Genomic DNA, 19754 nt, shown 5'->3' with positions numbered 1-19754 from the left:
CTGACTGGTTAAACGGGTCGAGCGCAGCTTGGTGAAGCGGAGCCGAGGGGTCGGTCGCCAGGGTAAGGCCGGCGAGCGGGGGGCGGGGACCTGCTGCACGCATCCGGCTGAGGGCCCAGGAGCGGCGCCGCGTGTGGTCCGGGCGGGGGGTTCGGGGGGCGACATGGCTGCATTCTTGATGCAGTTGCAATATATTTGCAATAGTGGTGATCATGACGTACTCACTGCCGGACCTTCCTTACGACTACGCCGCCCTGGAGCCCGCCATCACCGGGGAGATCCTGGAGCTTCACCACGCCAAGCACCACGCCGCCTACGTCAAGGGCGCCAACGACACGCTGGAGAAGCTGGACGAGGCGCGCGACAAGGACCAGCTCGGCGGGCTGGTCGGCCTGGAGAAGACGCTGGCGTTCAACCTGTCCGGGCACGTCCTGCACACGATCTTCTGGGACAACCTGTCCCCCGACGGCGGTGACCGCCCCGACGGCGAGCTCGGCTCGGCCATCGACGAGCATTTCGGCTCGTTCGAGGCGTTCAAGAAGCAGCTCACCTCCGCGACCGCGACCGTCCAGGGCTCCGGCTGGGGCGTGCTCGGCTGGGAGCCGCTCGGGCAGCGGCTGATCGTCCAGCAGGTCTACGACCACCACGGCAACGTGGGCATGGGCTCCATGCCGCTGCTGGTGTTCGACGCCTGGGAGCACGCCTACTACCTGCAGTACCGCAACGTGCGGCCCGACTACGTCCAGAAGCTGTGGGACCTGGTGAACTGGAACGACGTCGCCAATCGCCTCACCGCCGCCAAGAACGCCTGACCCGCTTCAGGCCCGCGGACCGCGGCGCCCGCCGGACCCCGGATCATGCTCAGAACACGTTCCCCGGGTCCGGCGGGCGCCGCTCCGCATTCTCCACCCGCCGCCGCCCATGGCGTTCAGGTCGCCCCAGGGAGGTGCGCAGGGGCTCGATCGAGCATGGCCCAGGCGAGATGTGTCGGCCGCCGAGTGCGCGCCCTGTTCAACGACGACCTCTTATTGCATGATGTTCGCAACAGCAAGTTGATCGCGTTAAGGGGTCCGGGTGGAAGATGTGATGCGGCTGGACGGGCCGGCGGCCCGGCGGATCGGAGAAGAGATCGCCGGTCTCTACCGGCGGTGCTACGCGGCTCCGCCCTGGTCGGAGACGTCCGCGCGGCTCGCCGACTATCCGGGCAAGCTGGCCGCGTCCACGGAGCGTCCGGGATTCGGGGCGTGGATCGTCCGGGACGGCGGCAGGCTGGCCGGTGTCTGCTACGGCTGGCCCACGCCGTCCGATCTGTCCGGCAACCGGATCTACACGACGCTCGTCCGGGCGGCCGGAGCGGAGGACGCGGCCGCGTTGACGCGCGGCGCCTTCGAGGTCGCCGAGCTGTTCGTCCACCCCGCCCATCAGGGCCGGGGCCTGGGGAGGACGTTGCTGACCGGGGCCGTCGCGGGCTGGGACACCGCCTGGCTGATCACCCATCCCGGCGCGCCGGCCGCGCGCCTGTACCAGCGGCTGGGCTGGCGCCGGGCCGTCGCACTGCCCGCCGACTTCTACCCGCAGCTGCCGATGTCGGTCTACACCCTCGGCCGCACGGGCCCGTCAACCGCGGCGCGGGAGACGCAGGCGGAGCTCGATCCGCTCTGATCGGCTTCTACCGCGATGCGGGAGCGAGAGCGGAGGCTTCCAGCAGCCGCCGGGTGGCCGGTTGCCGTGCGTTGTCGTTCGGCCGCGGGCAGGTCCTAGGCGGTGCGGCCTTCGTCCAGGACGACGACGCGGTCGGCGACGCGGCGGGCAACGCGCAGATCGTGGGCCGGTCAGGTGCCGATCCCCTTGAGTAGCGACTGAACGATGAGGTCGGCGCCCTGGGCGGGGGTGAGCTCCGGCATCTCGTGGGCGGCGAGGTTGGTCAGGTGTATGAGCTGGGATCGGGCCCAGCGGCGGGGCAGATCAGGCCTGATCACGCCTTCGCGTGTGGCCCGGTCCATGAAGGTGTCGAGGCGTCCGATCAGCTCGTGCAGGCGGAGGGCCGACTCTTCGTCATCTTGTAGCCGGCTCAGGTCGATGGGCCAGCGTCGGCTGACGTCGATGATGCCCTCGGCGTAGCGGTGCAGCGCGATGGGCACCGGCGCCTCGTCCAACCGCGCTTGGTCGACGACCTCCTGGCAGGCGTCGAGCTTGGCGCGGTGGATGGCGGCCACCAGCGACTCGCGGTCGACGAACCGGCGGTAGACGGTGCGCCGATCAACGCCCGCCTCCGCGGCGATCGTCGCGATGCTCGTGGCCGGGTCCTGATGTAGCAGGCGCGCGCCGGTCTGGAGGACCGCGTCGAGATTGCGTACAGCGTCGGCTCTCATGGCGACCACGATCCTACCCACCAGGCTGACGGCTCACCGGCAAGCCGCCTCACTACAGTGGAACTTGAATCAGTAAATGCTACAGTTATGTGACACAACTGATGAGGAGGTCATCGCGTGGCTTTCGGTATCGCGATCGAGAAGGTGAGGGAGATGCTCGACTCTCCCGTGTTCGCCACCGTGGCGACGATCCGTCCGGACGGCTGTCCGCAGCAGTCGGTCGTCTGGATCGGGCGCGACGGCGACGAGCCGCTCTTCGTGACGGCCGCCGAAAACGTCAAGGGCCGGCACCTGCGGCGGGACCCGAGGGTGAGCGTGCTCCTGAATCCCTCCGGGAGGCCCTACACCTACGCGGCGATCCGCGGCACCGCGACGCTCGAGCGCGACACGGGGCGCGAGTTGATCGACGCGCTGTCGGTCAAGTACACCGGCCTGCCCTTCGCCGAGCACAACCCCGAGGCCGCGGCCCGCGCCACCGACCTGATCACTGTCCGCGTCACCCCTGAGGAGATCCTCGGAAGGACGTTCTAGTGAAAACCTTCGTCATCACAGGCGGCACGGACGGCATCGGCCGGGCGGTGGGGCTCGCCTGCCTGGAGAGCGGCCACAACGTCGCGATCATCGGGCGTAATGCCGACAAGGGAGCCGGCTTCCTCGATGCGGCCGGGCGGCTCGGCGCCGCGGACCGGGCCCGCTTCGTCCGCGCCGACCTGAGCCTGATGGACGAGACCCGCCAAGCCATCCAAGAGCTCAGAACGCACTTCCCGAAGGTGGACGCACTGATCCTGTGCGCCCGGCACTTTCGCACCACCCGCCTTGTCACGGCCGAGGGGCTCGAGAACACCTTCGCGCACTTCTACCTGAGCCGGTTCGTCATGAGCTATGAGATGACCGACCTGCTCGACGCCGCCGACGAGCCGGTCATCCTCAACGTCGCGGGTCCTGGGCCCAACCCCGAAGAGATCCGCTGGGACGACCTCGGCCGCGAGCGGGACTACGACGGCGAGGGTGCGCTCATGCAGGGCGGTCTGCTGAACGACCTGCTCGGCACCGGATACGCCCGGATCCGGCCCTCACGCAAGGTCCGGTACGTGCTGTACAACCCAGGCAGCACCGCGACGGCACTCTCCGGCGAGTACGACCCGCACGTCGCGGCCCAGATCGAAGCAATGCGCAGGACCGCACAACCGGTCGAGAAGGCCATCGTGCCGATCCTCGACCTGCTGAACAATCCACCCGCCGAGCCGCTTACCGCTTCGATCATGGGCCGCCCGATCCCCATGGACGGCCCGGGATTCGATCCCAAGGCCGCCCAGCGGCTCTATGACCGGACCCGCGAGCTCATCGCCTGAAACGGCCCGCTTGAGAGCTCATGGAGACGTCCAGCAGACGGGTTGCGGCGTGGGCGAGGGGAATCGCTTCCTGTTCGATCCGGCGGAACGGGGTGGGGCCTGCGGTTGCGACGGTGTCGTAGGCGGTCGCCTCGGCTTCGGTGAGGTGCGGCAGGATCGCCGGGGACGGGTTGATGGGGCGACCGGCCTTGTCATGGTTCACCCCGTGCTGGGCGTAGCGGTGCAGGTCGGTGGCGTCCATCAGGATCGAGGGAATCGGTTTCGGTGGTGCGTCGTCCGGTGCGGGCTCGGCCAGCGTGGCGCGGAACCGGTCGAGGATCGCGTATCCGTCCGCGTCGATGTCTCCCCAGTAGACGACGTGGTCCGCAGCGCGGATCCAGGGCACGTTCGCGAGCAGGGCCGCGGCCGCCTTGCCGCCGCCCTCGACCACGATCGTGTCCGGCACCGGTGGAAACCAGAGCCGGGAGTCGCGGTTCTCGACGACGAGGACGATCCGCGGCCGGTAGGCGATGTCGTGCGTGTCGCCGGTGGTCCAGGCGTCGTGCCTGCGGCGACCCGACGCGGTGTGGTCGGGGTCGACGTAGGTCAGGTGCAGCACGGTCGGACGGGACCGGACCTCATCCCGGACGTCGCGTCCGGCGACGTCGCGCAGCAATGCACCATGGGTGTCGAGCCACTTGGTGTGCATGCCCGGGACCGGGAGTTGACGTGCGCTCCATGCGCCCGCGTCCGGGTTGCGGCGCAGCCAGGTCACCGCGCTGAGCAGCACCTCGGCGTCGTCGGCTCCGAGCCGGCAGGCGGCCCGGACGGTGGCCGGGGTGAGGACCGCGCCGGTGGACCGCAGCGACGACGCGAGCGCGCGGGCGCGGGCGATGTCGAGAGTCGGCGGTTCGGTTCCGGAGACGAGGGCGACGGCGGCGTCCAGGCCCGCGACGAGCGTGGTGGGGTAGTCCTCCGTCACGCCTTGGACGGACACCGGCTTGCGGACGATCAGCACGCCCGCGGGCTGCCGGTCGGCGAACTCACGCCAGCCCATGTGCCACTCGTGCCAGGCGGCGTGCCCGATCCGCGCCACCGCGCTACCGGTCGACACGCCGGGGCGGAGCGGGACTGAGAACGTGACCGGGTCTCCGACGCCGAGGTCGGCGCACACGGCTGCCGCCCACTTCTGGTGGACCTTGCGGCGCAGCGACTCGACCGCGTCGGCCGGGGTGATCAGTCGGGGGGTCATGCGTCGGGAACCGCCACGATGGGTTTCGCCCATGACCGCCCCTCGGTGTTCTTGAGGATCAGGTATTCGGCGTCCACGTGGGGTTCGATCGCACTGTGCTTGTCGTTGGGGGCGCCGATGACGAGTTGGAAGCCCAGCCCGCGCCATGCGCCGATGGCTCGGCCGGTGAAGTGCGCGTCCGCCTTGATCAGCGCCTCGTCGAGGAAGACGGGGGCGTAGCGTGGCCGTTCGGCGCCCGCGTCGCCCAGCTGGTAGCGCAGCGCGGCGCCGACGATGAACGCGACCAGTTCCTGCGACTCGCCGCCGGACTTCTCCCCGATGTGGTCGTAGACCGCGACATGCTCGCCGGCGAGGTCGCATTTCTCCGCGCTGATCCGGACGTGGTTGCGCACGTCGACCAGGTCGGCGAAATCAGGCGCGGTGCGGCGGATGCGGTCGATCACCTTGGCCATGCGGTGGTAGGCGCGTTCCCGGTCGGCGTCCGTGGCCGACTTGTCGATGACGGCGCGCACGTCGCGCAGCTCCTTGCGGAACCGGGCGCGCACCGCCGAGTGGCTTTCCTGCGGGTCGATGCGCAGCCGGTGGCCGTCGTCGGCGAACGGCAGTCCGGCGAGGATGCGGTTGACCGGGTCGATCCGGTCGCGGATCTCCCGGACCGCGGCGGCGAGCTCGCTGTCCAGGCTGGTCAGGTCGTTGCCGGAGAGTTTGAGCAGGCTGTCGCGCCACTCGGTCTCCAGCTCGTGCAGACCGCTGGTCTCCAGGTCGGTGAGCAGGCGGTCGAAGTCGCGGTAGGAGGCGTCCGGGTCGGTGCCGAGGTTCGGGTTCGGCCAGCGCTCGACGAACGTCGAGAACGTCTCCTGCAGCGCCTTGCGTGACCGGCTGATCGATTCCTCCGCCGACTTTCGGTCGTCGTGCATCCGTTCGACACCGCGCCGGTGCGCGGCGTCGAACTCCGCCAGCGCCCTCGCCGGGTCGGCGCCGTCCGGAGCGTCGTCGAACAGCCCCGCGAGGTACTCCCGGTGTTCCCGGCTCACCTGGGTGCCGGTCGCCGCGGCGGTGTCGAGCGCCCGCTGGGCGCCGTCCACCTCGTCGACGATCGATTCCCAGGACCTCCCGAGCCGCTCGACCTCCTGCTTCTGCCCACCGATGCGCTCGGTCAGCCCGGTGACCCGCTGCTTGAGCTCCTCCGCCTCCCGCTGCAGCCGGTCGATCTCCGGGTTGCCCGCGCGGACCTCGGTGATGACCCGCTCCCAGCGGTCCCGTTCGGCGACGACCGAATCAACGTCCACCTGGTCCCAGGACAGTTCGGTCACCGTCTGGTAGGCGGTGCGCCTCTCCTCGAACGAGTTGAGGTCCTGCTCCGCCTTCGCCGCCCGTGCGACGGCGTCGTCATGGCGTTCCCGGCCGTGGTCGATCCGGGTGTCGAGGTCGGCGAGCAGCCTGGTGTTGGTGAATCCCAGCAGGTTCGCCCGGCCGTGACCGCCGTGCGCGCCCCGGCCGCGCTGCGACGTCTGGCCGGTGATGGTGAGCGCCTTGGGGTACTGCACCAGCAGTTTGGGCGTCTCGACGCACACGAAGTCGAACCTGCGGGCGAGTTCGCTCTTGAGCCAGGCGGTGAACGGCGACGGCCGGTAGTCGAGCCGGCCGGGAAGTGTCTTGTCGTCCAGCCCGACCTCGTCGCGCATGCCGGTGCGGACGCCTTCGAACTGGATGCGCCGGGCGACGGGCACCATGTTGATCGCCTCCTGAAACGCGTTCAGGCGGCCGATGTCGATCAGCATCCGGGTGGCGAACCCGCCGAGCGCCAGGTTGAACGCCTCCCGCCACGGTTCGAACTCCGTGCGCACCTCGATCAGCTCACCGACGAACGGCAGGTCGTCCGGGGTGAGGCCGGCCGCATCGGCCAAGAGGTCGCGGGCGGCGTGCAGGTCGGTGGGGATGTTGCCGCGGCGGGCCTTGACCGCGCTGTGCTCCGCGCACAACCCGGCCAGGTCGCGTTCGGCGGCCTTGCGCTCCGCGATCGCATCGGCGAATTCGTTCTGGGCGATCCTCCTGGCGTCGGAGTCGGCCAGCGCCCGGTGCGCCGTGTCGACCAACGCGGCGAAGTCCTGACCGGTCGACACGGTGGCGCCGATCGTGCCCAGGACGTGGTCCAATCGCTTCCGCGCGCGTTCGACGTCGGCCAGCCGCAGTTCCACACCACGGATCTCCCGTTGCGCGGTGTCCAGCCGGTCGCCGCCGGAGGCGCGCAAGGTGTCGAGCACCGCGTCCCGCTGGGACTCCGCCGCCTTGATCAGCGCGGCCGTCTCCTGCGCCTCCTCCTCGGCCCGGCGGCGCCGTCCGGTCAGGTCCCGCTCGGCCGCCCGCAACAGGTCGAGCCGGCGCTCGTGCCGCCACAACGTCGCGGGCGACCCCGGGTCGGTGAACGATCCGACATCGTCGATCACCTGCAACCGTGTCACCGCGCCGTCGATGGCCTCCCGGTGGTCGCGGATCGGGGTCAGCGCCCGCACCTGCCGGCGGGCATTGATCATCCGGTCCCGGGTGCCGGACAGCTCGTCGAACTGCTGCACCACCTCGTCGGCAGTGGCGAGGGTGGACGGCTCCTCCAAGACCATCGTCTTGTACAGCGCGTCGACGGTGGTGATCTGCTGACCGGCCTGGATCCGGCCGAGCAGCCCGACCGCCTTGTGCCCGTCCCCGGCGGCACCGATGCCCAGCGCCGTGTGCAGCCGGGCGGTGAAGTCCCGGTCGGTGTCGAAGCAGGTCAGGCCCGTCGCGGTGACCGCGGCGCGGGCGAACCTGCTGCCCGCGGGGCCGTCCAGCTCGCGCAGGTCGTAGCCGTCGTCCCGGGTGGCGCGGACCACGACGACGTCGTCGAGGGTGCGCGCGGACGACGGCACGTACCAGGCCCGGAGCGCGGTGAACACCGCACCGCTCTGGTCGGCCCAGTTCATCGCGATCGCCGACCAGGTGTCGCGGCCGTCCCCGCGCAGCACCCGCAGCCTCGTCTCACCGTCCGCCCGTGACTCGTCGAGTTTCCCGCGCGCGTAGGAGAGGATGTTGCGCTGGTCCTTGCCGCGCGGCCGGCCGACCACCCCGCCGTTGGACGCCCCGTTGAAAGGCGTGGTGTGCGGCATCAGCAACGCGATGTAGGAGTCCATCAGCGTCGACTTGCCCGACCCGGAACCGCCACTGAACAGGGTCGCGCCGGGAGCGAACCGGACGCGGTGATACCCGTCGTAGCCGCCCCAGTTGACCAGTTGCAGGTCCCGCGCCACCCACTGCTGCCCCCGCGACGCCGCCGGGATCAACCCGAACAGCGTGTCGATCATGCTCATGAAGCGACCTCGTTCTGCTCCCGCAGCCACCGGTTCAGCTCGGTGAGCTTCTCGGTGCTCAGCACGACCTCGACCAGCGGCGTGATCCGGTACCGGCCCGCGGACTCCTCCGCGAGCAGGCCCTCGGTGACCAGCCGCTGCACCGCGTTGCGGATCTCGCGCTGGCCGCGGGCGAGGTTGTGGTCGTCCGGATCGAAATAGGTCAGCACGGTCTGTTCGAGCTCTTCGATGTCGACCCGCGCGGACGTCTCGCCGGTACCGCGTTCCCGCTGGAAGACGGTCCGCAGGTGGACCAGTACCAGGGTCTCGGCCCGGTTGTAAGGGTCGTCCCTCAACAGGATCGGGACGTCCGACTCCGCCGAGCGCACCTGCTGCTTGTAGGCGATGCCCCGGTCGTGATCGACCACGAGCCGGACGAACAGGTCGTGCAGCCGCGACTCGATGATCTGCTGGTTCTCCAGCAGCGTGCGCCACTGGGCCGGGCTCTTCTCCGCGAGCAGGAACCTGCGTTGCAGCAGCCGTACCAGGACCCGCCGCACGTCCACGTCCAGCGTGCCGGTGTCGCCGGCGAACAGTTCGGCCGGGTCGTCCTCCATCGCCACCGGCTCGATGAACCCGGCGGCCGCGCCGCTCGGCAGGTCGTCCGCGCCGTCGTCCGGTTCACTCATCGTCGTTTCCCGGCCTCTCGTCTGCGGTGCGGGTCGTTGCCGGGTTCGCCGCCAGCACGCCGCCGAACGCGAGCCGTCGCCGGGTCTGGTCCGGCCGGACCGCGTCGACCACCGCGATCTCAGCCGTGTCGGTCATTCCGAAGTCGTGCGCGATTTCCAGCAGACCGAGCAGATCCACAGGCCGCCGTATCTGCTCGGCCGCCGCACGGAACGCGGCCGCGACGTCAGCACTGTCCGCGTCGCCCGCGAACGCCGCCAGATGCGCGCGCAGTTCGGCGTACTGCGGACCACCCCATGCCCGGGTGTCCGCGGCCGGCACGTCCTCCGCCTCGTCCCATTCCCGCAGCGGAGTGGGTGGCTGGGGCGGCCGCAGGTCGCTCATGGTCTGACGCAGCTGCCCGACATCGGCCACCGGCAGGCGGCGGAGCGGGGCGACGACCGTGCCGCGGCGCGATCCGGGCACCCAGGTGTGGAATCCGGCCATCACGTCCCGCAGCAGCTCGTCCACCTGGCGGTCGCGCATCGGGTCGTGGTTGCGCACCTGGGTGGTGATGACGTGCGACGCCTGCCGCTGCGCGGCCAGCACCTCCTTGACGCCCTGCTCGATCCGCCGTGCGATCTCGGCGAGTTCCCGCCGCTGTGGTTCCGGCATCAGGTCGGTGAACCCGTGCCGCAGCACGGTGCGCAGCAGGTTCCACAGGTCGTCGATCTGTGCCGGGTCGCCGATCAGGCGCAACGCCCCGGCGAACGCGCGGCCCTCCGGCGTCGCGTCCATGATCTGCCGGCCGCGCTCCAGGTACTCGCGCAGCACCTCCCCGGTCGGCCGCACATCCTGCCGCAGGTCGGCGACGACGTCTCGCTGCATGGCCTTGATCGACTCGGCGACGCGGGCGAAGTCGGCGGGCAGCTCCCGTGCCAGATGCAGCACGTTCTCGGCCGCCTCGAGCAGCTGGTCGTCGGCGACGGTTTCGACGACGCCGCCCCGTTCGAGCCGGTCGAGTTCTCGCCTGCGCTGATCGATCTCCGTCTGGAGGCGCGCCATCCGGGCCATCACGTCCGGGTCCGCGTCCTGCGCGAGCCGCTCGACCGCCTCCAGCAGCGTCCGGACCCGGGACTCCGACACCCTGGTCCGCGCCCCGCCGACCCGGCCGGCCACTTCGAGCGCGCCGACGCCGTGTGCGGACAGCCGGTACACCTCGACGTCGTCGGAGACCTGCCGCACCAGCCAGCCCGCGTGCACCCACTGCCTGCACAGGTCACGGGCATTCCCCGCGGGCAACGGCTGGTCGCCCTCGTCGCCGTAGCCCGCGGCCCGCAACTGGTCGAGGGCGTCGGCGATCTCCGCATGGGCATCCGCCACCGCCACCGTCGACCGCTCCGGCGTGAACATCATCGCCAGCACCGTCACCACGAACGGCGCGTAGGTCCGGTGGAGCAGATCGAGCATCGGGTTCTGGAACGCCCGAAGCGCACCCTGATATGCGCCCTCCACACCTCGTGTACCCATCGCCGACAAGAGTACGACCTGTCGCTCAACCCCACGCATCCGTGACCGCAACTTGCTTCAGGTGTGAGGTCCAGGCCGGCGGCGCCCCGCGACCGCTACCGGCAGACCCTGCGAGCCGTGATCGGCTGGAGCCACGGACTGTGCACCGGTGTTAGATCACGTCGCCGGTCGCTCTTCGCCGTGCCAGTCCTTGTTGAACCCGTCCAGATGCGGGTGATACATGTCGTCGCCGTTGTGCTGGGTGAACTCGACCTTCAACCACAGAGCGTCGAGTTCGAAGGTCTCCGCACAGGCGTCGATGAGAGATCGCGCCAGCAGAGCGCGGGTTTCGGCCGGGCGGCCCCTCCGGATGTCGCACATGATCAGCGCAGAGGGTGTGGGCGGGCCTGACTCATGGCACCGCCACACCCCTCCGCGTCCGAGGTCGTGGATCGAGACGGTGAGCAGATCCATGCCGACCTGCATGATCTCTCCGTAGATGACGCCGATGCGATGTGCGAACGCCCGCTTGGTGTCCTCGTCGGCGACCAGCGGCAGGTCGACCTGGATCGATGGCATGAGAGTCCCTTCGGGCTATTCGGCTGGGTGCCGGGTGGTTTCGAGCGCTCGGGCGGCGGCGAAGAGAAGCCCTTCGTTGCCCGGCGCCGTGACGAGTTGGACGGCGATCGGCAGCCCGTCCAGCCGGCCCGCGGGCACGCTGATCGCAGGCGAACCTGTCAGGTTCCACGGACTGGTCAGTGACAGCAGTGCCCTGCGGACCTCAAGGTCGGTGCCGTCGACGGAGAAGATGCGATCGCCGACGGGCGGCGCCACGATCGGCACGGTCGGCAGGGCCAGTACGTCGTACACCGACAACAATTCGTCGACCATGGCCCGGAGCTCGCGGCGGGCCTCGTCGGCCTCGGCATAGAGACGGTCAGAGATCTCACGACCCTTGTGGAGTCGGGCGAGCACCTCTGGATCGATGAGGTCCTCGTCCGCGGCCAGGTGGTGCTCGTGCACCTGGAACGCCTCCCTGCCCTGAATGGTGGAGAGGACGTCGAACAGTTCCCATTTGGAGAACCTTTCGACGACCTCGGTGTCGAATGCTCTCCCCACGAGCCGTCGCGTCACCTCCTCGATCCGCCGATCCGTCACGGCGATGGACTCGGGCGGGATCCAGCCGACGGCGATGCGGTCATCGACGGCGGCCGGGGAGATCACGGGCCGGTCGCTCAGGGCCTGGTAGCCGATCAGCGCGTCCTCGGACGTGGCGGCGAAGAGCCCGACGTGGTCCAGGGACGGAGCCAACGGGTACACGCCCGCGCTGGAGACGGCGTCGTACGCGGGCTTGAACCCGACGGCACCGCAGAGCGCCGCGGGCACCCGGACCGACCCGGCCGTGTCGGTGCCCAGGGTGAGGGGCGTCATGCCGGCGGCCACCGCGACGGCGCTGCCTCCGCTGCTGCCGCCGGACATCCGGCCGGGGTCGTTCGGGTTGCGCGAGGCGCCGTGGAAGGATCGGTCGCCGGTCGCGCCATACGCGAACTCGTGCAGGGTCGTCTTCCCGACGATGACGGCCCCGGCATCGCGCAGGCGCCGTACGGCCTCCGCGTCCTCCGGCGCCGGGCCTCCGAACGCTGTGGCCGATCCACAGCTGGTGGGCAGACCGGCCATGTCGATGAGGTCTTTCACCGCCACCGGGATGCCGTGCAGCGGCCCCCGGTCGATGCCCGCGGCGAGTTCTTCGTCGGCCGTGCGCGCCGCGGCGCGAGCTCCTTCGTCGTCGATGAGAACGAACGCGTTCAGCTCGGGATCCAGCTCGCGCGTGCGGCGCAACGCCGTCTCGGTCAGCTCGCGGGAGGTGATCTCCCGTCGGCGAAGGGCTTGGGCGAATTCTGCGAGGGTCATGAGGCGAATCCAGGGATGAGACGGAGTACGGCGACGGTCAGCGCCGTAGAGACGGTCATTGAGGCGACGTTGCCGATGAAGGGATGGAAGGTCGTTGGCAGACGGGCCGATGTCGCCGCTGCCAGCGGTGGGGCGATCAGCGCGCCGACCAGCCCGGCACCCGGGTGGGCGATCCTGCGCGGGGCGGCGACGCCGGTCTTACCGCGGACCGTCGTCATCGCGTCACCTCGGCAGCGGAGCGCGGTCGCGGTAGCCGAGCATCTGGTCGTACAGGTCGGTGCGGCGGTCCCGATGGAGATCGTTCAGCTGGTTCCAGATCGGAGCCGTTCGGGCGGCCGTCAGATCGACGTCCGCGTAGATGACGGTGTCCTCGTCCGGACCGGCGATCCGGTCGATCGGCCAGCCGTTCGTCCCGGCGACCAGCGAGTTGCCCATGAATCCCGCGCCGCGTTCCTGGCCGATCCGGTCCGCGGTGGCGATGAAGACGTTGTTGGCGTGTGCCGCCGTGATGGTCAGGTACGCCGCCATGCACACACCGCTCGCGTCGTAGAGAGGTGGTGGCGTCCACACCCAGCCCGTGGGCACGCAGATGATGTCCGCGCCCATCTGAGCCACGATGCGCGCCGTCTCCGGGAACCAGATGTCCCAGCACACGAGCAGCCCGATCCGGCCGATCCTTGTGTCGAACACCGAGAAGCCTTCGTCACCTGGGGTGAACCACAGCTTCTCGGTGTTCCACAGGTGGGTCTTGCGGTAGCGGCCGATGTAGCCCTCCGGGCCGACCAGTACGGCGGTGTCGTAGAGCTTCACGCCGTCGCGTTCGGCCACGCAGCCGACGATGTACACGTTCCGCGCGGCGGCGATCCGCGCGAACGACTCCACGGTGGGCCCGTCCGGAACCGGTTCGGCGTGAGCGAACGCCTCTTCGCGGCTCTCGAAGACGTACCCGGTGGTCGCGAGCTCGGGAAGCACGATCAGGTCGGCTCCCGCGTCCGCCGCCGCCGTCAGCCGCCGCTCGACCGCCAGGGCGTTGGCCTTGAGGTTCTCGACTCCGACCCGCGGTTCGAACTGAACGACCGCGACCCGCACCGGACTCACCCTCGGATCCGCGCTCCCCTGCGCCTGTGTCGTCATGGCGTGGCCTCCTTCGCCGTCCACCGAATCTAGTTTCAAGTTGAAACCAGCTTGAGCGGGAGCATAGGAGATCTGGTTTATACTTGCAACCACTTGGCGCGGAGCGATCCGGTCGCATCACCGAAGGGGACGTCGATGCCGCAGCGCGTGACTCACGAGCGAGCAGAGTGCCCGGTCGCGCGGGCGGTCGACGTCATCGGGGACCGCTGGTCGCTGCTCATCGTCCGGGACGCGTTCGACGGCATCACCCGGTTCAGCGAGTTCCAGAGGAACCTCGGTCTGGCGAAGAACATCCTGTCGTCGCGCCTGCGCGAACTCGTCGCGCACGACATCCTCGAGGTCGTCCCGGCCGCGGACGGGAGCGCGTATCACGAGTACGCGTTGACCCAGAAGGGCCGGGACCTCTTCGTCATCCTGGTCAGCCTGCGCCAGTGGGGCGAGGACCACCTCTTCGAAGAGGCCGAGCCGCACTCGGTCCTCCTCGACACCAAGACCGAGAAACCCCTCCGGAAGCTAGAGGTCACCGACAAGACCGGGCGTGTCCTGAACTCCACCGAAGCCTTCGTCCGCAAGGTCGGAACGGGGTCCTGAAGACAGGCGACGATCTGTCCGCCGCTCACGGCCGGGACACTGGGTGTTCGGGCGCGGGGCGAGCGGGTGATGGGGAGAGGTACAGGCGGGGTCCGTCGCCCACTACGGTGACGGCCTGCCATGGCCCGGGAAGTGCGGGGCGGCGGCTGGTGACCAGGGCGACGCGCAGTCCCCGGGTCCGCAGTCTCTCGACGTTGGCGGCGGTGATCGCGGCGGACGCGTCGCGCGCACCGAAGCCGTCGCGCATGTCCGGGGCATGGCACCGGCGCAGGAAGGCGATCTGCGGCGCGAACCCGCCGAGCACGGCACACTCGCCGCCCACGCCGCGGGCGGCCAGGGCGTCGGCGGCCTGTACGGGCCAGGAGAGAGCCAGCTTGGCCCGATGCGAAGCACGGTCGGCCTCCGCGACCTGCAACCCGGTGTGTACGAGAGCCGTCGCGAGAACGGCGGCGGCAAGGATCTGGCCCGCACGCCGCCTTCGCGCGGCGCGCAGGATCGCGGTGAGGCCCGCGCCGGCCGGCAGGGACAGTAGGGCGAACACGGGAAGCAGGTATCGGGGGACGGCGAGGTCCGACAACACCACATACGCACCCCCGAAGACGACGGCGGTCGCGGCGGAGACCAGCAGGGCACGGCGGGCCTCTCCCCTGGTCGCCCACAACCCCGCCCCGACCAGCGCGAGGCCCCCGGCGCACCACAGTGCCGTGGCGAATCCCACCGTGCCGCAGTCCACCGTCGTGGGCGGGCACGACTCCCGCCCGTCCAGCGTCGCCAGGTAGCGCGGCAGGACGAAACGCAGCCCGCTCGCGCCGTTGACCGACTGGATCGCCCGCAGGCGCGTGATCGGATCACCGAACCGGACGAACGACTCGACCAGCCACACGCCCCACCCGGCGGCGACCCCGCCCGCGATCCCCGCCGCCGACCACCGCCATCCCGGCACCACGACCGCCGCCGCGAACAGCGGCAGCGCGAGCCACAGGGCGTCCGTCGGCCGCAGCAACCCGACGCCGGTGATGATCAGCAGTAGCGGGACCCACGCGCGGCGCCCGCCCACGACCAGGACGCCCGCGGCCCCGACGGCCCCCAGCGCGACCGGCATGTTCGGCAGCACGGTGGCGCCGAACCGCAGGGACACCCACGGCACCGCGAACAGGGCGGCCGCGGCCGGCGCGGCCGCACGGTCGAGCACCTTCGTCCATGGCCAGAAGGCGAGCAGGAGCAGGGCCGCCGAGAGCGCGGCGAAATAGACGCGGATCACCGTCACATCCGAGGTCCAGGAGGTGACCGGCGCGGCCAGCAGCCCCTCGCCCAACGACCGATGCACCGCGAACGGGATCCGCGGCGTGTCGCCCGAGAACTGGCTCGCGTACACGGCCTCGTCCAGATCCAGCGGAACCCACAGGCCGCCCGTCACCGCCTGCAGTACCGCATACCCCAGCGCAACGCAGCCGAGCGCCACCCTGGCCGACATAGATCCCCCGGTCGCCGTCAGCGTTTCCCCAGGCCAGGCTAGATCATCTGCTCTCCCGGCCGACCGTGACGGGCCGGTGTGCTTGCCGGCTCTCGTCGACCATTTCCTCGGAGCCTTCGACGGACAGATGCGGGAGGCGCCTTTCAAGCCAGGCGGGAAGCCACCAGTTCGCCTTTCCGAACAGGTGCATCGCGGCCGGCACCAGGACCGTCCGCAGGACGAACGCGTCGATCGCCACGGCGGCGGCCAGGCCCACCCCGAACTCGGCGATGACCCGCTGGCCGCCGAAGGCGAAGGCGATGAACACCGCGATCATGATGGTGGCCGCGGCGGTGATGACGCGTCCCGTCTCGGCCTGGCCGACCTTGATGGCCCGCTTGTTGTCGCCGGTGTGGACCCATTCCTCGTGCATCCGGCTGACGAGGAACACCTGGTAGTCCATCGACAGGCCGAAGAGAATCGACAGCATGATGACCGGCAGGAACGCCTCGACGGGACCGGCCGCGCCGAGCCCGAGCGGTTCTGAGCCCCAGCCGTACTGGAAGAACGCCACGACCACGCCGAACGAGGCGGCGGTGGCGAACACGTTCATGACGGCGGCGGTGAGCGGCACGAGCAGGCTGCGGAACGCGACGAGCAGCAGCAGGCAGCCCAGCGCGATGATCACCGTGAGGAACAGCGGGATCTTGCCCGTCAGCACGTCGGCGAAGTCGTCGAAGATCGCTGTCTGGCCGCCCACGTAGACCCTGAGCGTGCTGCCCTTCTCGGCCGGCGGGATCACGTCGTGCCGCAGATGGCCGATGAGGTCCGCGGTCTGCTTGGACTGCGGCGAGGTCTTCGGGATCACCTGGACGATGCCGACCTTGGCGCCGGGCTTGGCCGGCATCGCGACGGCGGCGGCGACGCCCTCCGTGCGGGAGACCTGCCCCGCCAGGTTCCGCAGGGCCTGCTGATCGGACGCGGCGGGCGTCTCGGCGACGAGCTGGAGCGGTCCGTTGAAGCCCGGCCCGAAGCCGTCCGCCAGCATGTCATAGGCCTTGCGGGTGGTCGACGAGGACGGGTCGTTGCCGGCGTCGGAGGAGCCCAGCCGCAGCGAGAGCACCGGCAGGGAGAGGACGGCGATCAGCGCCAGCGAGATGACCGAGAGGATCACCGGGCGCCGTTCGACGACCCCGGCCCAGCGTGCCCAGACCCCCGGCCGGTTCGAACCGCCCGCGGCGTGCGCACGGCGCTCGCGACGGCTCAGCGCCCGCATCCCGATGAAGCCGAGCATCGCGGGCAGCAGTGTGACCGCCGCCAGGACGGTGCAGACGACGGTGACCGCCGAGGCCACCGCCATGCCGTTGAGGAAGCTCATGCCGAGCACGAACAGGCCGAGCAGAGCGATCACGACGGTGCCGCCCGCGAACAGCACCGCGCGGCCGGAGGTGTCGATGGCCTTGACGACTGACGACTCCACGTCCATGCCGGACTTCAGGTTCGAGCGGTGCCGGGTGACGATGAACAGCGCGTAGTCGATGCCGACGCCGAGACCGATCAGCGCGCCGAGGATCGGGCCGATCTCGCCGATGCTCATGACATGGGTCAGCAGCGTGACGGTCAGCAGGCCGGTGCCGACGCCGGCGATCGCGGTGCCGATCGGCAGCAGCATCGCGAACAGTGAGCCGAACGCCACGAACAGCACCACCGCGGCGGCGAGGATGCCGACGAGTTCGCTGCTGCTCGTCCCGGGTTGCTGCAACTGCCCGATCGGGTCGCCGCCGAGCTCGACCTTCAGGCCGTCGCCGCGGGCCGCCTCGGCGGTGTCGACGAACTTCTGGAGATTCGCCTTGTCCAGCTCGTTGGCCTGCTTGGTGAAGTCCACCGAGGCGTACGCCGTGTGCCCGTCCGCGCTGATCTGCCGCGCGCCCTGCGCACTGTACGGGCTGGTGATCCCGCCCACGTCGGGCATCTTCGCGAGCTCGCCGAGGGTCGCGGTCATCTTGTTCTTGACGGCGGGGGCCCGGACGTCGCCGGTCGACCGCCACACCACGCTCGCGTTCGCGCCGGACTGGGCGGGCATCGTCGCCTTCAGCAGGTCGAGCGCCTTGGTCGACTCGGTGCCGGGCAGGGAGAAGCTGTTGCTGGTCTTGGAGCCGGCGGCGGTCGAGGCGACGCCCAGACCGGCGAGCAACGCCACCCAGAGCAGGACGACGAGGAGCCGGTGGCGATAGCACCAGCGGGCGAGGGCGGACAAGGGGACTCCTCACGGGCGATGCGACAAGATGCCTTCCAGCCTTGTGCGCCCTGACCGCCGACTTGTCCGCCTCACGAACGGTTTCGGGCGTACCGCGATCGCGGTACCCGCCTGCGCGCCCTACGCCACAGGAGGTGAACCGGGACGGACGAGGCCCGTCTCATAGGCGAGCATGACGAGCTGGGCCCGGTCGTGCGCGTCGAGCTTGGCCTGCGTCCGGTTCACATGGGTCTTCGCGGTCTGCGGGCTGATCCCCAGGCGCTCGGCGATCTGATCGTTGCCGAGCCCGGCCGCCACCAGGATGAGGATCTCCCGTTCCCGCTCGGTGAGCGCCGCCACCCGCTCGGCGACGGCGCCCACGTCCTGGGCGGGCCCCCGCAGGAACCGGCCGATCAGCGCGCGCGTCGCGCCGGGGGACAGCAGCGCCTCACCCCGGGCGACCAGGCGGATCGCCTGCTGCAGCTCCGTCGGCTCGACGCCCTTGCCCAGGAACCCGCTGGCCCCGCCGCGCAGCGCGGCGAACACGTACTCGTCGATCTCGAACGTGGTCAGCACCAGGACCCGGACGTCCGGCAGCGCGGAGGTGATCTGCCGGGTGGCGGTGAGGCCGTCCGAGCCGGGCATCCGGATGTCCATCAGCACGACGTCGGCCCTGGCGGCGAGCCGGACCGCCTCCCGTCCGTCGGACGCCTCGCCCACCACCTCCATGTCGGGCGCGGCCTCCACCAGGACCTTGAAACCGGCCCTGACCAGCGCCTGGTCGTCGACGAGCAGTACCTTGATCGTCACGTCCCCGTCCCCTCGTGCGGCAGGAGGACGCGGACCTCGAACCGGCCGTCGGCGAGGCCCGCCGCGAACGTCCCGCCGAGGGCGTGGGCGCGTTCCCGCATGCCGAGCAGCCCGTGGCCGCCCTCCCCGAGTTCCACCGGATCGAGACCGCTGGAGGACCCTGGCCACGCCGCGGGATCGGCCGGGTTGCGAACGTGGATCCGCAGCGCGGACGGCAGGTATTGAAGTTCCAAGTCCGCGTACGGGCGGGACGCGTGCCTGCTCGCGTTCGTCAGTGCCTCCTGGACGACCCGGTACGCCGTGAGCCCCAGTGCCACGGGCAGGTCCACGGGCGTCCCGGAGACCTTCTGGTCGACGATCAGGCCGGCCGCGGTGAAGCCCGCGATCAGGTCGGGCAGCCCGTCCAGCCCGGGGGACGGCTCGACGGCCGCCTCGTCCGGGTCGTCCGGCTGGCGCAGCAGCCCGATCGTGGTGCGGACCTCCTCCAATGACGACCGGGCGGCCCGCCGGATGTGCGCCAGGGACTCCCTGGCCTGGTCGGGTTCCGTCTCCATCATGTGGGCCGCCACCCCCGCCTGCACGTTGATGAGCGCGATGTGGTGGGCCAGGACGTCGTGCAACTCCCGGGCGATCCGCAGCCGCTCGTCGATGACCCGGCGGCGCGCCTCCTCCTCCCGCGTCCGCTCGGCCCGCCGCGCCCGCTCCTCGACCGCTGCGACGTAGGCGCGCCGGTTGCGGACCGCGATCCCCACCGCCACGGCGAACGCGCTCTGCGCGGTCAGCGCGATGATCTCCGGGCCCAGCCACCCCCGGTTGCCGAACACCACGCTCATCCCGGTCAGCAGCGCCGCCACGGCGGCGGCCTCCAGCACCGCCTCGCGCCGCGGCCGCCTCAGCGCGCACGTGTACATCGCGATCATCGTGGCCAGCATCAGCGGACTCTTCTGCCCACCGGACACGACATAGGCGGCCATCCCGGAGGCGGTCACGGCGAGCACCGTCACCGGCCAGCGCCGCCGGAAGGCCAGCGAGGCGCAGATCACGGCCCCGACGATCGCGCCCCGGACCGTCAGCGGCTCGGTGTCGCCGTTCTCGTCCAGGACCGGCACCAGCAGCGAGATCCCGAACACGACAACCGCCAGCAGCGCGTCCGTGGCCGGCGGACTCAA

General features: G+C 70.5%; 18 protein-coding genes. 5 read left to right on the top strand and 13 right to left on the bottom strand.

Features of this window, described 5'->3' with window-relative positions:
• Window positions 1-206: 206 nt before the first annotated feature.
• Both ACQPXG_RS04690 and ACQPXG_RS04685 read left to right on the top strand, forming a co-directional pair.
• Entirely contained in the window at window positions 207-812 is a 606-nt protein-coding gene (locus ACQPXG_RS04690; RefSeq protein WP_433469894.1) for a superoxide dismutase, read from the top strand.
• Window positions 813-1074: 262 nt separating this feature from the next.
• The gene (locus ACQPXG_RS04685) at window positions 1075-1662 is read left to right on the top strand and encodes a GNAT family N-acetyltransferase (protein ID WP_433466378.1); all 588 of its coding nucleotides are present in this window, start codon (window positions 1075-1077) and stop codon (window positions 1660-1662) included.
• 170 nt (window positions 1663-1832) lie between these two features.
• On the opposite strand, the gene ACQPXG_RS04680 is transcribed toward ACQPXG_RS04685, so the two are convergent.
• A complete protein-coding gene (locus ACQPXG_RS04680) occupies window positions 1833-2372 on the bottom strand; it encodes a TetR/AcrR family transcriptional regulator (protein WP_433466377.1) in 540 nt (179 codons plus the stop codon).
• A gap of 117 nt (window positions 2373-2489) precedes the next feature.
• On the opposite strand from ACQPXG_RS04680, the gene ACQPXG_RS04675 reads away from it, so the two are divergent.
• Together ACQPXG_RS04675 and ACQPXG_RS04670 are read left to right on the top strand one after the other, a co-directional pair.
• Window positions 2490-2903: a PPOX class F420-dependent oxidoreductase gene (locus ACQPXG_RS04675; protein ID WP_433466376.1), complete on the top strand. Its 414-nt coding sequence runs from the start codon at window positions 2490-2492 to the stop codon at window positions 2901-2903.
• A complete protein-coding gene (locus ACQPXG_RS04670; protein ID WP_433466375.1) occupies window positions 2903-3724 on the top strand; it encodes an SDR family NAD(P)-dependent oxidoreductase in 822 nt (273 codons plus the stop codon). The genes ACQPXG_RS04675 and ACQPXG_RS04670 overlap by 1 nt, the downstream gene beginning before the upstream one ends.
• On the opposite strand, the gene ACQPXG_RS04665 is transcribed toward ACQPXG_RS04670, so the two are convergent.
• From ACQPXG_RS04665 to ACQPXG_RS04630, 8 genes are all read right to left on the bottom strand, one after another.
• Window positions 3714-4955: a Wadjet anti-phage system protein JetD domain-containing protein gene (locus ACQPXG_RS04665; RefSeq protein ID WP_433466374.1), complete on the bottom strand. Its 1242-nt coding sequence runs from the start codon at window positions 4953-4955 to the stop codon at window positions 3714-3716. The genes ACQPXG_RS04670 and ACQPXG_RS04665 overlap by 11 nt on opposite strands.
• Window positions 4952-8296 (bottom strand): ATP-binding protein, encoded by a 3345-nt coding sequence (locus ACQPXG_RS04660; protein ID WP_433466373.1) that lies wholly within the window; start codon window positions 8294-8296, stop codon window positions 4952-4954. Before ACQPXG_RS04660 ends, ACQPXG_RS04665 begins: the two co-directional genes overlap by 4 nt.
• The gene (locus ACQPXG_RS04655; protein WP_433466372.1) at window positions 8293-8964 is read right to left on the bottom strand and encodes a DUF4194 domain-containing protein; all 672 of its coding nucleotides are present in this window, start codon (window positions 8962-8964) and stop codon (window positions 8293-8295) included. The genes ACQPXG_RS04660 and ACQPXG_RS04655 overlap by 4 nt, the downstream gene beginning before the upstream one ends.
• Window positions 8957-10471 carry a DUF3375 domain-containing protein gene (locus ACQPXG_RS04650; RefSeq protein WP_433466371.1) on the bottom strand — a complete coding sequence of 505 codons (1515 nt, stop codon included), beginning with the start codon at window positions 10469-10471 and terminating at the stop codon, window positions 8957-8959. The genes ACQPXG_RS04655 and ACQPXG_RS04650 overlap by 8 nt, the downstream gene beginning before the upstream one ends.
• A gap of 156 nt (window positions 10472-10627) precedes the next feature.
• Window positions 10628-11029, bottom strand: a complete 402-nt coding sequence (locus ACQPXG_RS04645) for a hypothetical protein (protein ID WP_433466370.1) — start codon at window positions 11027-11029, stop codon at window positions 10628-10630.
• A gap of 15 nt (window positions 11030-11044) precedes the next feature.
• Window positions 11045-12361 carry an amidase gene (locus tag ACQPXG_RS04640; protein WP_433466369.1) on the bottom strand — a complete coding sequence of 439 codons (1317 nt, stop codon included), beginning with the start codon at window positions 12359-12361 and terminating at the stop codon, window positions 11045-11047.
• Complete coding sequence (locus tag ACQPXG_RS04635) at window positions 12358-12579, bottom strand: hypothetical protein (protein ID WP_433466368.1); 222 nt, start codon at window positions 12577-12579, stop codon at window positions 12358-12360. The genes ACQPXG_RS04640 and ACQPXG_RS04635 overlap by 4 nt, the downstream gene beginning before the upstream one ends.
• 4 nt (window positions 12580-12583) lie before the next feature.
• Window positions 12584-13495, bottom strand: a complete 912-nt coding sequence (locus ACQPXG_RS04630; RefSeq protein WP_433466367.1) for a nitrilase family protein — start codon at window positions 13493-13495, stop codon at window positions 12584-12586.
• Between the two features lie 135 nt (window positions 13496-13630).
• On the opposite strand from ACQPXG_RS04630, the gene ACQPXG_RS04625 reads away from it, so the two are divergent.
• A complete protein-coding gene (locus ACQPXG_RS04625; protein WP_433466366.1) occupies window positions 13631-14086 on the top strand; it encodes a winged helix-turn-helix transcriptional regulator in 456 nt (151 codons plus the stop codon).
• Between the two features lie 25 nt (window positions 14087-14111).
• On the opposite strand, the gene ACQPXG_RS04620 is transcribed toward ACQPXG_RS04625, so the two are convergent.
• The 4 genes from ACQPXG_RS04620 to ACQPXG_RS04605 all read right to left on the bottom strand — a co-directional run bounded on the left by ACQPXG_RS04620 (window position 14112) and on the right by ACQPXG_RS04605 (window position 19754).
• The gene (locus ACQPXG_RS04620) at window positions 14112-15560 is read right to left on the bottom strand and encodes a hypothetical protein (RefSeq protein WP_433466365.1); all 1449 of its coding nucleotides are present in this window, start codon (window positions 15558-15560) and stop codon (window positions 14112-14114) included.
• A gap of 43 nt (window positions 15561-15603) precedes the next feature.
• Window positions 15604-17796 (bottom strand): MMPL family transporter, encoded by a 2193-nt coding sequence (locus tag ACQPXG_RS04615; RefSeq protein ID WP_433466364.1) that lies wholly within the window; start codon window positions 17794-17796, stop codon window positions 15604-15606.
• A 120-nt stretch (window positions 17797-17916) separates the two neighbouring features.
• On the bottom strand, window positions 17917-18585 hold the full coding sequence (locus ACQPXG_RS04610; RefSeq protein WP_433466363.1) for a response regulator transcription factor: 669 nt from the start codon (window positions 18583-18585) through the stop codon (window positions 17917-17919).
• Window positions 18582-19754, bottom strand: coding sequence for a sensor histidine kinase (locus tag ACQPXG_RS04605; RefSeq protein ID WP_433466362.1), 1173 nt, complete (start codon window positions 19752-19754; stop codon window positions 18582-18584). The genes ACQPXG_RS04610 and ACQPXG_RS04605 overlap by 4 nt, the downstream gene beginning before the upstream one ends.

Origin of the sequence: Spirillospora sp. CA-128828 (assembly GCF_050945415.1) — a bacterium.
In the GTDB taxonomy this organism is placed as follows: domain Bacteria; phylum Actinomycetota; class Actinomycetes; order Streptosporangiales; family Streptosporangiaceae; genus Spirillospora.
This window is presented reverse-complemented; position numbering and strand designations above follow the sequence as displayed.